The 13,224-nt window shown below is 61.7% G+C and carries 13 protein-coding genes; 6 read left to right on the plus strand and 7 right to left on the minus strand.

Annotated elements, in window-relative coordinates:
- Positions 1-107: 107 nt before the first annotated feature.
- The 5 genes from MNOD_RS12835 (at position 108) to MNOD_RS43135 (ending at position 6,654) form a co-directional block, all read left to right on the plus strand.
- Positions 108-1,442: an IS1182-like element ISMno38 family transposase gene (locus tag MNOD_RS12835; RefSeq protein WP_012631034.1), complete on the plus strand. Its 1,335-nt coding sequence runs from the start codon at positions 108-110 to the stop codon at positions 1,440-1,442.
- 88 nt (positions 1,443-1,530) lie between these two features.
- Positions 1,531-2,388 (plus strand): IS5-like element ISMno12 family transposase, encoded by an 858-nt coding sequence (locus tag MNOD_RS12840; RefSeq protein ID WP_015927380.1) that lies wholly within the window; start codon positions 1,531-1,533, stop codon positions 2,386-2,388.
- A gap of 1,072 nt (positions 2,389-3,460) precedes the next feature.
- Complete coding sequence (locus tag MNOD_RS46455; protein WP_157091452.1) at positions 3,461-4,093, plus strand: hypothetical protein; 633 nt, start codon at positions 3,461-3,463, stop codon at positions 4,091-4,093.
- Between the two features lie 85 nt (positions 4,094-4,178).
- Positions 4,179-4,376, plus strand: a complete 198-nt coding sequence (locus MNOD_RS12850) for a hypothetical protein (protein WP_043748617.1) — start codon at positions 4,179-4,181, stop codon at positions 4,374-4,376.
- A 1,102-nt stretch (positions 4,377-5,478) separates the two neighbouring features.
- Complete coding sequence (locus MNOD_RS43135; protein ID WP_015929328.1) at positions 5,479-6,654, plus strand: GNAT family N-acetyltransferase; 1,176 nt, start codon at positions 5,479-5,481, stop codon at positions 6,652-6,654.
- A gap of 249 nt (positions 6,655-6,903) precedes the next feature.
- Here the strand turns inward: MNOD_RS43135 and MNOD_RS12855 are convergent, their stop codons facing one another.
- The 4 genes from MNOD_RS12855 to MNOD_RS12870 form a co-directional block, all read right to left on the minus strand.
- On the minus strand, positions 6,904-7,404 hold the full coding sequence (locus MNOD_RS12855; protein WP_015929329.1) for a DUF2165 family protein: 501 nt from the start codon (positions 7,402-7,404) through the stop codon (positions 6,904-6,906).
- Positions 7,405-7,856: 452 nt separating this feature from the next.
- The gene (locus tag MNOD_RS12860) at positions 7,857-8,180 is read right to left on the minus strand and encodes a cupredoxin domain-containing protein (RefSeq protein WP_015929330.1); all 324 of its coding nucleotides are present in this window, start codon (positions 8,178-8,180) and stop codon (positions 7,857-7,859) included.
- A gap of 11 nt (positions 8,181-8,191) precedes the next feature.
- Positions 8,192-8,713 (minus strand): DUF4142 domain-containing protein, encoded by a 522-nt coding sequence (locus MNOD_RS12865; protein WP_015929331.1) that lies wholly within the window; start codon positions 8,711-8,713, stop codon positions 8,192-8,194.
- An 81-nt stretch (positions 8,714-8,794) separates the two neighbouring features.
- Positions 8,795-9,475: an RNA polymerase sigma factor gene (locus MNOD_RS12870; RefSeq protein ID WP_015929332.1), complete on the minus strand. Its 681-nt coding sequence runs from the start codon at positions 9,473-9,475 to the stop codon at positions 8,795-8,797.
- Positions 9,476-10,058: 583 nt separating this feature from the next.
- Here MNOD_RS12870 and MNOD_RS12875 point away from each other — a divergent pair.
- Positions 10,059-10,424: an SPW repeat protein gene (locus tag MNOD_RS12875; protein WP_015929333.1), complete on the plus strand. Its 366-nt coding sequence runs from the start codon at positions 10,059-10,061 to the stop codon at positions 10,422-10,424.
- Between the two features lie 246 nt (positions 10,425-10,670).
- Here MNOD_RS12875 and MNOD_RS12880 read toward each other — a convergent pair whose 3' ends face one another.
- The 3 genes from MNOD_RS12880 to MNOD_RS12890 all read right to left on the minus strand — a co-directional run bounded on the left by MNOD_RS12880 (position 10,671) and on the right by MNOD_RS12890 (position 13,220).
- Positions 10,671-11,417, minus strand: coding sequence for a PAS domain-containing protein (locus MNOD_RS12880; protein WP_015929334.1), 747 nt, complete (start codon positions 11,415-11,417; stop codon positions 10,671-10,673).
- A 756-nt stretch (positions 11,418-12,173) separates the two neighbouring features.
- Positions 12,174-12,449, minus strand: coding sequence for a hypothetical protein (locus MNOD_RS12885; protein ID WP_157091454.1), 276 nt, complete (start codon positions 12,447-12,449; stop codon positions 12,174-12,176).
- An 18-nt stretch (positions 12,450-12,467) separates the two neighbouring features.
- Positions 12,468-13,220 carry a hypothetical protein gene (locus tag MNOD_RS12890; RefSeq protein WP_015929335.1) on the minus strand — a complete coding sequence of 251 codons (753 nt, stop codon included), beginning with the start codon at positions 13,218-13,220 and terminating at the stop codon, positions 12,468-12,470.
- Between the last annotated feature and the right edge of the window lie 4 nt (positions 13,221-13,224).

Genomic DNA, 13,224 nt, shown 5'->3' on the forward strand with positions numbered 1-13,224 from the left:
CAATTGCCCAACGCACCTGATCCCAACAACCTTCCGCGACCAAACAACTAGGAGCCCGTCCGAGTAAGTACCTCGACGGCGGCGCTTTGGGATGATTCACTCGGCTCATGGCCAAGGTGTTTCGCTCCTGGGACGTCGATCAGGGCTGGCTGCTGCCACCCTCGCTGCATGAGTTCGTGCCGCCCGGGCACATGGCGCACTTCGTGCGCGATACGGTGCGCGAGGCGCTCGACCTCTCAGCCATTCTCGACACCTACACCGAGGAGCGCGGCTACCCGCCCTACCATCCCGGCATGATGGTGGCCCTGCTCCTCTACGGCTACAGCCGCGGTCTGTACTCGTCGCGTCAGCTCGCCCGCGCCTGCGAGGAGCGGGTTGACTTCATGGCCGTGACCGGCCTGAACCGGCCCGACTTCCGCACCATCGCTGACTTCCGCAAGCGGCATCTGACGGCGCTCTCGGACCTGTTCGTGCAGGTGCTGCGGCTGTGCCGGGCGGCCGGGCTGGTCGGCTTTGCCCACGTGGCGGTGGACGGCACCAAGCTGAAGGCCAACGCCTCGCGCCACAAGGCGATGAGCTACGGCCGGATGAAGGCGGCCGAGTCGACGCTGGCCGCCGAGGTCGAGGCTTGGCTGGATCAAGCGCGCGAGGCCGACGCGGCGGAGGATCGGGCTCATGGGACCGACCATCGTGGCGACGAGACACCGGCCTGGATGGCCGACAAGCAGCGGCGGCTGGAGACGATCCGCGCCGCCAAGGCCGCGTTGGAGGCAGAGGCTGCCGATCCGCCCGATCCGGAGGACGAGGACGGGCCGGGGGCCTCGTCGGGCATGCGCTGGCAAGGTCGGCCCTTGCGGGGCGAGGACGGCGGTCCGCCCGACCGGGCGCAGCGCAACTTCACCGACCCGGACAGCCGCATCCTGCCCACGCGCGACGGGTTCGTGCAGGGCTACAACGGCCAGATTGCGGTTGATGCGGCCCATCAGGTGATCGTCGCGCATCGGCTCGTGACGAACCCCGCCGACTCGCGCGCTCTCGTGCCGCTCGTCGACGGCGTCTGCACCCATCTCGGGCGCAAGCCGCGGGAGGTCTCCGGAGATGCCGGCTTTGCCACCGAGGCGAACCTGGCCGCGCTGCAGGAGCGACGGATCACAGCCTATCTCGCTCCGGGCCGTGCCCGTCACGGCGAGGCGGATGCAGCAGGTCGCCGGAGGCTGACGAAGATGCCCCTGATGAGCGCGATGGCCGTCCGCCTGAAGCGGGCTGGGCGCCGGAGCCGTTACCGTCTCAGGAAGCAGGTCGTCGAGCCGGTGTTCGGGCAGATCAAGCAGGCCAGAGGCTTCCGACAGTTCCTGCTACGTGGGCTCGATCAGGTCCGCGGCGAGTGGGCGATGATCTGCACCGCCCATAACCTCCTGAAGCTGGCGCAGGCCGCGCGCTGAGCCTGTGGCGCAGGAGCCATCCGCCCAGATCTCAACCTTAGAGTCCGTTGGGAAAGGGTGGCCAAGAGAAAATGCGGGATGATAGAGCATGTCTGCTCGTCTCGAATGGATGAATGGCCCCTCCTTGGTCTGGACCGCTGCAAATCGGCCGCGCTATGATCGTCGCAGCCAGAGATACCCGAGTGATATGACGAACGACGAGTGGCTCACCCTGGAGCCACTGCTTCCTGTCGCGGAGGGGATCGGGCGGCCCCGGACCTATCCTATTCGGGACATCATGAACGGCATCCGCTACGTGCAGCGGTACGGCATTCCCTGGGATGCCATGCCAAAGGATCTGCCGCCCGCCAGTCTCTGCTACGATTACTGGCGGTTGCTCACCGATGGCGGCCACATGGACCGGATCAACCATCATCTCGTGATGAGGGATCGTGAGAAGTCCGGGAAAGAAGCCAGTCCAACGCTGGCGATTGTGGATGCCCAGGCGGTGAAGTGTGACGCCCCGCAAGGCGAGCGCGGGTACGATGCGGCGAAACAAGTGCTGGGGCGCAAGCGGCATCTGGCGGTCGACAGCGACGGACGCCTGCTTGCGGTGATGATCACTCCGGCCAACGTTCAGGATCAAGAGGGCGGGATCCCGCTCGTCAAGCGCTTGGTTCGTCTCTGTCCCTGGATCAAGACAATCGTGGTGGACGGTGGGTACAAGGCCCGTTTCATTGAGGCGGTTCAGGCTGGCACGAGCCGTGTCGTGGAAGTGGTCGTACGGCCGCAATTTGGGAAGGGCTTTGTGCTTCTGCCGAAACGATGGCGGATTGAGCAAAGCATCGGCGCTCTCACGGTGTCGCGCCGTCTCAAGCTGGATTACGATACGCTGCTTCACATCTCGGCGGCGGCTATGCTTTTCGCCTCTATAACTCGGCTTCTCGCGTCAATCACTATGAAATGACCCTTTCCCAACGGACTCTTAGTCCCAACGCATCAAACCGTTACTCGGACGGGCTCCTAGAGCCGTACCCGCCCCCGGTTGGGTCGGATAACGGCTCTCAGGTCTTTGATTTGACGCGCTCCCTTGCGCCGAACCGGCATCCACTCCCGGCGGGGAGCGCTCTAACGCTTGAATCGGCGTATCGAATGGCCCGTCTTGTGCTGCATGTAGTGCTGCATGTGGCCGGTGATTCGGTCGCGGTCTCGCTGACTCGTGACGGAAGGAGCGTGCTCATGGTGAATTGCCGAATCGCGCTCGCGGTGGCGCTCCTGTTCTCAGATGTACCCGGCTTGGCCGCACAGACCCGCTGGACTGATCCGCCGACCCGCACCGCAGCCCCGTCCGAAACGAACGCGCCCGCCCAGCCGGTGGCCGAGCAGCCGAAAGGACATGCATCCCGGAGGGCGGTCCGGCGGCAGGCGAAGCGCCCGCCCGCCCGCAACCGCGCCGTCGCCACCGTCCGGCGGCCTCCACGGCTGGTCGTCCAGCAACCGTCGCCGCCGGTCCTCCGCTCGCATCGGGCGGAACGCGTCTCCAGACCGATGCCGCATCAGCGGACCGTCTTGGTCCGAAGAACCCATCCCGTCGTGGTCTCCAGACCGGTGCCTCACCGGCGGACTGTCCTGGTCCGAAGACCCTATCCGGCCGTCGGAATCGGCGAAGTCGACCCATGGACGATCCGCGTGCATCCCTGGGCCGGCGACCTCGACTGCTCTGGCCCCAACGCCTTCGGAGTCAGGCGCGGGCTGTGCCCCTGGATGCCCGCCCGGAATCCCGGCGACGAGGAGTAATACCAACGGGCATTGGAAATGGCCGCTGGTTCCGTTCTCGCATGATCGCCGAGCCTGCGGCTTGGCATCGACACTTCGAGATGGATCGACGGCCCGATGCGTCAGCATCTTGGGCTGGTGGTATAATGCGATTTCCTGCTGGATCGGACTTCTCAACGTGCCGGCGATACAGCCAATGATGGAGAACGTTAGGCCTCCTTCAGATCAGCACAGTCGCCACTCCGGCTTGGAATACGCATGTCGTGACAACACCCGGCCCGCAACGAATGGCTGGCGCAGCGGGCCAGATCGAGCCCGGCGGCGGTGACCCGCCACTGTCCGGTCAGGGCGACCGCGTTGCCGGAGGACTGGTCTCCGAGCCCGCCGTGGCGATCGACGGGACGGAGGGTGTTCAGAGAGAGCGCCTCAGTCAGTCCCGGCGGCGCGGCTGCGAATATCTTGACGGCGCTGTCCTCCGTCCGCAGGCCTGGCTCTTCCTCCTCGTGGCTGTAATCATTGCTCTGGGTTCGGCACCATCTGCGCATATCAGGATCGCGGATCCGCCGGCAGTAGGACGAGTCTGCGTTTTCAATCGACAAGCACAAATTGCGCAGATCGGCATTATTTATGACAGTGCACCGCGAAGGCTCCCCATCGGCGAGATGAAGAGCCGATACTACAACTCTTGCAATAAGAAATACAGGTTCTTTCATAGTAGCGGCATGACCGGCCTGGCTCCGTGCTCAACGAGGCGTCCGAAGTCGGCGCGTGTCTCGCACGGCGAGATCGCACCAGCACACATACAGATCACTGGCATCGACGATAAGGCAATTTCTCGGCTGACGCATTGTTTTCAAATGCCTTCCGACCTCATGCAAATAAGCCATAAGAATTAGTACTTAAGGATTAGCGGGCTGGCGCGTCGCGTGTGGCGGGCGGTTGCCAGCTCACCGGACGACGCCGACCCGGTGCGGGGGAGTGATGCAGTTCATCACCATGCCCCTCCGGGACCAAGCTTGCATGGTCGTTCAGTCCGCCTTCCATTTCTCCGGCCGCGCCATGTCGATGGGCGGCTGCGCGGCGTTGATGGTCAGAGTGCAGGCCGCGATTCGGCAGGGCTCGAAGACACCGTCGAGGTTGCCAAGCGATATCAGGCCCGGTCCTCTGCCGCTGCCGTGACGGCGCGCGCCTGGATTGCCTTGATCGAATGATCGGCGCAGAGCGCCGGGTGTTCGCCTGACTGTCGTTCGCCGGCAGGAGCGGGCCAAGGTCTTATCTGGCGCTGCCCACTCGGAACGTTGCGGCGCTGGCCGCGGAGCAGCCGCCCAGCGCGGCCTGCCGGATTCGAACGGGGCGCGGAGACAGTCAGCGCCATGCGCCAGCTACGTCGCAACGCTTGCCTTGTGCTCTGGCGCACCGACACCTGTTTCTGCGAGGCAGAAACAGGTGATCACACCTCTTTCTCCTCAGGAATGCTCACGGGAGGGCGATCGTTAAGGAGAGGGACCATGAAAGCAAAAGGCTTTCTCAAAGTCGCACTTCTCTTGGCGGTTCTGCCGGCAGATGCGCACGCTTTCGCTGAATCAAAACGCCATGGCGTGGATCAAGCGAGCCGGTCCCGTGGAGATAGCTTCGAGAAGCAGCTAGCGTGCATCCAAGATGCTTCCCGGCGGTCCCACATAAGCTGGTATCATCCGGCGCGCTACCGCGCGGTCTTTCCCATTCTCATGTATCCCCTGCCCTTCTGCCGTGGTGTATGCCGCTGACGAGCCCCCTTTCACACCGAAGATGCTTCATGGGCGCTGTGCGAAGCCCGACCCGCTGCAGCTCCATCGACTGCGCACGTGCGAAATCGGCAGGATCGAGACCATAGGCGCATCAGGCACAGCGACGGTCAGGTAGCATCACGGGTGCAGCGCGCCGTGAGCAGATGGACAGGCATGCAGGCCGAGCCCGGCGTCCATTGTACTGTCCGCAGGGTGATCGTGCTGGAAGCGGCTCGGGAAGCCCGTATCGGATCTACGCGTTGCTCCGGGCCAAGCCAGCCAGAGATCGAGGCCGGAGGAATGCCAGATCGAACCGCGATTGCACAATGCGCAAGCCCAAACTGCCTCTCGGGGATTTGTCAATAGGTACCTTGGGTCCAATCCAGTCAATTCAGGAGTAGCCCTCTATATTACGGGAATCTATGAAAAATGTGGGATTAATTCTTGAGTGGGTGGGCAATGGTCATCGACATTGTGCTCGAAGCTTCATAATTCGGTGCGAAGGGGGGACGTCAATGCGCGCGCTAAACCGTGGCGCGAATCGATACTCGGTTCGTAAGATTACCTCCCTTGATGAATTTAAAGGCATTGCGGACGAGTGGAATGTTCTGGCGGATCATTTAGGAAACCCTCTTCTTCGGCACGAATTATTCATATCACTCATTTCGGCTTCTTTTACCAATGGACATCTATACGTTATTGCTGTATATGATGCACACAAGCTTGTCGCTGCGGCACCTCTGGTTCTTCGGAGGTTCTTTGGTGTACGTCGTCTCGAATTTATCAGTCAAAATATCTGCGAACCAAGCGGTCTTTTATATCTGAATGAGGAGTCGCTTCGGGAATTGATCTTCCAGTTGTTCGAAACACGGTTTCCTTTTCTTCTCAGCCGCTTGAATCGGAACGATCCGGAGTTGCGCATCGTGAAATCGGTTGCGCGCGATTCGACTCCCCTCATTACGACTGACGGGGGAACCACGCTGTGCATCCCGCTGACGGCGGATTACAGCGCGCTAGAGAAACAGGTTTCGTCATCACGGAGGCAGACTCTGCGGCGCTGCCGCAGGCGGGCCGAGGCCCTCGGCCGCGTTGAGTTCCTCGCATATGCGCCGCATGGCGCGGACGTAGACCCTTTGTTGAACGAAGTATTTCGAATTGAGGGATCTGGCTGGAAGGGAAAGAGCAAAAGCGCGGTTCTTTCAAGCAGAAACCGGGAAATGTTTTTTCGACTATACGCGCATGCTCTCGCACAATCGAACATGCTCCGTATCTATCTCATGAAGATTGATGGCGTTGCAATCGCATGTCGTTTGGCAGCCTGCTACAAGAATGTTTTGTACGACCTCAAGATCGGATACGATGAAAGTTACGGAAAGCTGTCACCTGGGTTTTTGTTATTTCATGAAACACTTAGATTCTGCTACCAAGATGGGCTGACTTCGTACAACTCCCTGGGTACGGCAGCGGACTGGCAGATGATCTGGCCGCATGAGGAAAAAAAGTGGCAAACGCTGCGCTATGTTCCTCGAAGACCGTCCGGTGTTCTGATCCTGAGCGGCGAGATGATCCGCATTGCCCTGATGAGGGTGCGCCAGAGAGCGGATGCGCACTTTAGGCCAGCGAAGACGCCGGCCCCGATGGGAGCCGATGTCGTCGAGCGGCCGACCGCGGACCTTCGATCGATCCACTAGAGCCGTGCCGCCCCCGTTGGGTCGGATCACGGCTCTCGGGTCTTGCTGTCACGCGCTGCCTTGCACCGAACTGGTGTCCACTCGATGGGGAGCGCTCCAGGTTCCCCGACCGTCGAGCACGAAGCGCTATTGAGATGCGCGCGATCGACGGTCGGATGGTTCAGAGCGCTGCCGGCGCGCAAGCCGTATTATGGTGCTGCCGCGGACAAACCACCTTTCCTGCAGCTGTTGCTGTCTCTTTTCGAGGCATCATGCCGGCGTGTCCATGTCAGGCAGGCTGACGTAGATAAGCGCACCCAAGGTCATGACAAGAAAGCGGAACGAGCTCTCAATGCCGTTCCACTCATGCGACATCCACATGCCGAACCATTCACCGCCAATCGCGATAAGACCCACCTGCCAGAGCAAGTAACCGAGTGTCAGGCCAGCAATCGCAACGCTCTTCGCTCGATTGAATGCGACCGCTTTGCCTCTCAAGTGTCGAAGAAGTTGTATGAAACCAATCCAGCACAGAGCGGCAGAAGATATTTCAATCATGATGATGATCAGATAAGCGGCCTGATGCAGAGCCGGAGCCGTGACAGCACGGTAGCGGATAGTTGCGCCTGGGAAGGTCGTATCCATCATCAACACATGCTGCACGAAGGGCAGGTTCGTGCCGAAATCCGTGATGTTGCCAAAGGCGACGAGGCTGAACAGTAGGGCAACGGCTGCAACGACCAGTGTTTTGGACAGGCGGACAAGGGTCATCTTGTTGGCTCCCACGGCTAAGCCGTCAGTGCCTTGAGCGAGCAAGGATGACCTTTTTACGGCCGTGCTCCTCGTCTGCGGCCCTGAGGGACCGTAAACGGCATTCCGTGCTGGATGTGCCAGGATGGGAGGCAGAGCCCGCTGCTCTTCCCTGTGCGAAGCCAGAGCATAGTCCGACGAAGAGGATCCCGGTTCGTCACAGACAATGCGGCGCGCACAAAGCGGCTCGGTTGTCCCGCTGGCCGTTCGCGTCCACCCGCATCTCGCGCTTGGCGGAACTCGCGGCGCGGCAGTTGAATGCGCCGACGGTATCAAGTTCGGCCGAGAGCCACCCGATGATGGCCCATCAGTCCAAGCAGGGAGGCGCGGCTGCGCCCCGCCACCCGGCTTGGATGTCTTTGCTTCCGCCTCATTCTTATCGCCGAACCGGGGGACGCTTCGGCGAAGGATGCTTAGGGTGGCGCAGCGACCGAGATGCTCCCTTGCATGTTCGGGTGATACCGGCAGTAGTACTCAACCTTACCGGCGTGCGTGAGCATGACGCGTCCTATTCCGCCCGCGGGAATGACCACATCCCACTCCCTGTTGCGTGCTGTTGCCGTATGCGCGACGTAGTCGCGGCTGGTCCACTCGACTGCGTCGCCCACATGCGCTGCGACGTGCTGCGGTGTGTAGGCAAGATCCTCAATCCGGATGCGGATTGTCTCTGCCGCAACTGTAGGCAAAGGGCAGATCGTCAGTCCCAGAAGCCATGCCGGGCAAAGCAGCCGCACCATGGGCTTGCACCTCATTTCAGCACCTGAACAACGTGCTCGGCATGCTGCTCATGCCCCTGGAAGATCTTCAGGCCCGTGCGCAGCAGGTCCTTCAGTTCGGGATTGCTCGCCGAGGGAATGAGCGTGTTTTCAAGTGCATCATTAACAGTCTTATGGTAGCTTACCTCGTTCTCAGCATAAGCTTTGTCGAACGCAGCGCCATTGAGCTTCTTCAGTGAAGCCTCTTTCTCGTCAGCTTGCTTGACGAGCGACTTGCTGGTGTCGTTGTCCTCCGGCGTGACGTGGAGCTTCTTCACCAGCCCGAGCGCCTTCTCGTTCACCGCCTTGTGGTCGCGCACCATGTCCTCTGCAAAAGCGCGGACCTCCTTGTTCTTGGACTTCTGCAACGCGAGTTCGGCAGCCTTGATGTCGATCTGTCCCGCCGTGTAGGCGATATGCGCGATCTGCGCATCATTCGGCTTGGCGCCTTGCGCGCCAACCGCGACCGCGCTCAGGACCAACGCGGCCAAAGCCGGGGTTCCTCTCATGAGCATCGCGTCTCTCCATCGCTGGGCCATGCAGATGGCCCTTCTGCGCGCAGTTGGATGCTGAACGAGTGAGAAGGTTCCCGCGTGCTACGCGAGGCCGAGCCGCTCCAGCACAGCCTCGGTCAGACACCTGCAGCGGCAGCCGGCAAAGGGGAAGGCCCCCGCCAGCACCGGACCAATCTGCTCCTCCAGATCGCGCTTCAGCAGCCGCCGCGCACGGTGCAGACGGGTCTTGACCGTCTCTGGCCTGATGCCGAGCAGCTCCGCGGTTTCCTCGGTGCTCAGGCCTTCCACCAAGCGTGCGACCAGAACCGTGCGGAATGCATCCGGGAGCCTGTCGATGGCCTGCTCGAGCAGTGCGCGGATCTCCTGTTGTGCCATGAGAGCTTCCGGGTCGGGCGGCATGCTGACGTGCGGAAATGGGATGATCTGGGCGCCTGTCATGCGCGCCATCACGGCACTCAGCTCCAGAGTTGGGCGGCGGTGCCGGAGCCGGCCCAGCGCCTCGTTGATGACGATGCGGGCCAGCCACGTGCTGAAACGCGCGTCGCCGCGGAAGGTGCTCAGGCGCGTGAAGGCTCGCACATAGGCTTCCTGCAGCACGTCCTCTGCCTCGCTGTCATCCCTGACGATACTCCGCGCGATCCGGTACAAGCGCCGGTTCTGTTGCTGAAGGATGAGCCGGATGGCCGCGGGGCTATGGCGACGTGCGTGTTCGACGAGTTCTGCCTCGTCCGCTGGGGACTGATGAAGCGGGCGCTCGACCATGGCGCTGCTGCCTGCTGCTGCTTCGAATAGCCGTCAGATGCAGCTGGTGCCAAAACGTTCCCGAGATTCGGGCGCAGTGCTCACCGCCGTGCATTACGCTCCATCCCGGCGCCAGGCTCGGTGTTGCGGACCTCGTGCGTCTGAGCACGGAGACACGGCGCACCCCGATCCAGGATGGACGGTCCGAGCAGATCTGACAGGCCAGCGAGCGAATGGCTGCAGGCAGTCCGATCAGATCGCCTGTCTGTATCACTCGATCAGCGCGGCAGTGAAGTCGATCCTGGACGTGGCCCGGGCGCCAGTGCCGTACGTCCAGCCATTTACTGCAGTTTTTCTTATGGCAAGGCCCTTGAAAGAGCGCCAACTGCTACCATCTCTAATAACGGCCAAGGCTGCAAGGCCCAGCACATCAGATTTGCGGGCGGACGGCGCGGCGATCCTGGCCGCTGGCGGACTGATGCGCTGCCTCGGGCAGCATCCACGAAGGGAGTCTCGGCCGCCTCGTCGCCGAAGACCGGACGTGGGGACGGAGAGGCCCGCGCAGCCAATCGCGCAATCTTGCCTGAGGATGAGGAGGTCAACCATGGATCTGCTGAAATCGCGCAGTGAAATGACGGCCATCAACCTCGTCAACGCTGCGGCTGCCGCTGTTCTGTTCATCTCGCCCTGGCTGTTCGGCTACTCCGGCGAGCAGGCCGCGCCATGGAATGCCTGGATCTGCGGCCTTGTGATCGCCATCGTCGCGCTCGCGGCGGTGATCGCCTTTCAGGAATGGGAGGAGTGGATCAACCTCGTGGCCGGCTTGTGGGTCGCGGTCTCGCCGTGGGCTCTCGGTTTCGCGGGCCTGGCATATGCGACCTGGACCGCTGTTGCCGTTGGGCTCGGCGTCGCGATCCTGGCAGCGGTCGAACTGTGGCTGATTCATCAGTCGCCGCACGCAACCGCGTGATCGCATCGGCCGGGGAGAAACGGCTCCCCGGCCCCTTGTGCAAGCCGACAGCCGCGTCCGGCGGCCTGTCAATCTGCCTCGCGGTTCGCCGATCAACGCAAGCTGAATTGCTCTCGGCCTCTCATCGCTCCCGTGCCGTGCGGCTGGAGCGCTCGCCGCCGAAGCGGAAGCCGGTTCGGCGCAAGTGAGCGCGTGAGAACAAGGCTTGAGAGCCGTGATCCGACCCGACCGGGGTCGGGCACGGCTCTAAGCGTCGAACCCGTCGCGATGCATGTTCGAGGTCAGTCGCATGGCTTGCACCTGGAGCTCATCGAGCCGCTCGCTCAGCAACGCACGTCGCCGTGCCCGCTTGCTCTCCAGCTGAGCGATGATGCGTTCCCTTTCCGAGGCTGGTCCAGACCAGCCATCAAGGCGCTCGCGGTCGAGCTGAAACTCGACCTCGACATCAGCAAGCGCCGCGAGCGTTGCCTGGAGGCCGCCCGTCAGGTCATCAAGTGCCAGCCCGGATCTCGACTCCTGCGGCTGCATGGCAGGCGACGCATCGCCCGGGAGGGCGAAGTCGCGCGGTGCAGCCGGTGAGGCCAGCGGCAGCAGCATGTTGGAGCCCGCCACGATCGCACCGGACGCGTCCCGCAGCGGCGTCGGATAGGGCGTGAATGGGATCAGCGTTCCGTCCGGGCGCTCCAGCACGGCCTGCACGCCACGCACGGTGCGCCTCTCCTTCAGGGCCACCGCCATCGGGCATTGCTCGAGCGGCAGGTTCGCACCTTCGGGCGTGAAGATGCGCCAGGAGCCGCACCAGCGCGCCTTTCCAAGCTCGGGCCGGTATCCCCACAGATCGGCAGCGGCTGCGTTGTAGTAAGTCAGCCATCCTTCCGCGTCCGTGGTGTAAACCGCCGAGGTGAACTGCTCAAACAATTCGGCGCGCGACGGCTCGCAGTTCCACTGGCCACTCAAATCGTCCAACTCCGACCAGAAGGCGTCCGAAGCCACACTTTGCTCTCCTCCAGCGAGCCAGATGGCCCACCACCCGACCGGTTGCCCCTCCTGCCGCGCGACCTGAGTGCCCCCGCGCTCCAACCAGGGCAGCTGCGGCTGTCCCGGTACACCTGAGGCGCGGCACTCCAGGTCGTCCAACTCGCGTCAGCTTATACTCTTCCACAAAGCCATGCGAGAGCGGACTGACGCCGCACAAACAATGTGACCCTGCCATGACTAACGATAGGTCATCCAACCCCGCCACCGTTGCCGCGTAAAAATTTCGTCAGTGAGCCTGGTTGTCAATTGGAATGAGTTGGCATTGCTGCCAATCCAACGGCCGATTTGAGCTGCTGAGCTGATAGAACAAATTTGCGAGCAACCGGATCGAGCTCAACTTGCTGTCGGTTGCGCCGTCTCATGACGCGTCCCGTGTCGGATTTGCGTGAGCCTGCCGCGCCAGTTCAATGCGCAACGCATTCCGACACAACCAACATTCCAGCCGAACATCGTGGGGGCAGATCTGCTACGCTGCTCGATCTGCCGCGACAAACCCGTACCGAGCGCATCTCGTTCGGGAAGCTTGGACATACCGGGCCTGCTCCCGGCACGCATACCGCGCCAGGAGCCACCCAAGTGCACCGATGCGGATGGATCACTTATAGGTAGAGCATAGTATAATGAATTCAGCAGATGGAATCAATGCGATCCATGCACCATTTTACCGCATCCGTGCACGAGAGCACTGTCACGAGCGGCGGGGTGCGCGCCTCAATAATGCACTGACTGCCGCAACTCTGTGTCGAGAACGATGCCGTCCAGGTCTATGCGGGTTTGATTGTGCTCGACGAGGGCCGGAACGAGCCAACTCGGCCCTGTCGAGTCATGACGTATGCTGAACCAAAGTTCGTCGATGGCACGTTGTATTCGGCTGATATCGCTCGAAGTCATTTCAAAGGCCAACGGACCGATGACTGCCTCTTCTGTGATGAACATCCCGCACTCATGGCGGATGTAGAATGCCCGATACAGGAGTTCTTGTTGCATGACGTTCACAGCAGATGGTCAGTGAGACTGAAAGAACATCCTCAGCCGCTCACAGCCTCCGCTGCTCGGAAGTCGCGAGACGGGCAAGATGATCTCATTACAGACATCCGTGCGGCCGCCCTCATCACTCGTACGAATATAGAATAACGGCTCTCCCACCTTCGCACCGCTCGCTTTGAAGCCCAGAACGCGGCGGGAGTCGAATGCGGCTTCAAGACTGAAGTCATTCGGCCGCAAGACAATTTCTTCATCCGGATCTTGCGATGCTGTCTCACTTGCCTGCAAAATTGCCGCGGCGGCTGCCGTCAGACATTGAGTCAATGTGATCAGTTCATTTCGGTAGAGTTCCGGTGAAAACTCCACGCCGTCGCCCGACATCAGCCCAGAGACGTCGTACGGAAGTTCCTTCGTAAATCTCTTCCGATCGATCCCGCGATGGAGAAGCTCAATCAGAAGCCAAGCCTCGACATGCGCCGGAGAGTGCTCCTCTGCGCTGAGAGCGTGGTTGGCTGCCCGTCCACCCTCCCAGAATTGCAGGACCATCTCCGGCAATCTCAGCTCCAACTGCAGATCCTTCCCAAGGCGCCGCGTCGTGATGGCCTTCCGCGCATCACACCACCGCAACGTGACATCTGCAGTGCTGCCGGCCGCCGGACCGTAGCTTTTTTCGATCCGTGCGAGCCATTGCAGGAGGCTGTGAACCTGATGTCGTGCCTCCGCGAAGCGCTGCTGATCAGACTCGGCCATAGAGGGCCATTCTTCTGCGGACATGTTT

The organism is Methylobacterium nodulans ORS 2060 (assembly GCF_000022085.1).
Taxonomy (GTDB): Bacteria; Pseudomonadota; Alphaproteobacteria; order Rhizobiales; family Beijerinckiaceae; genus Methylobacterium; species Methylobacterium nodulans.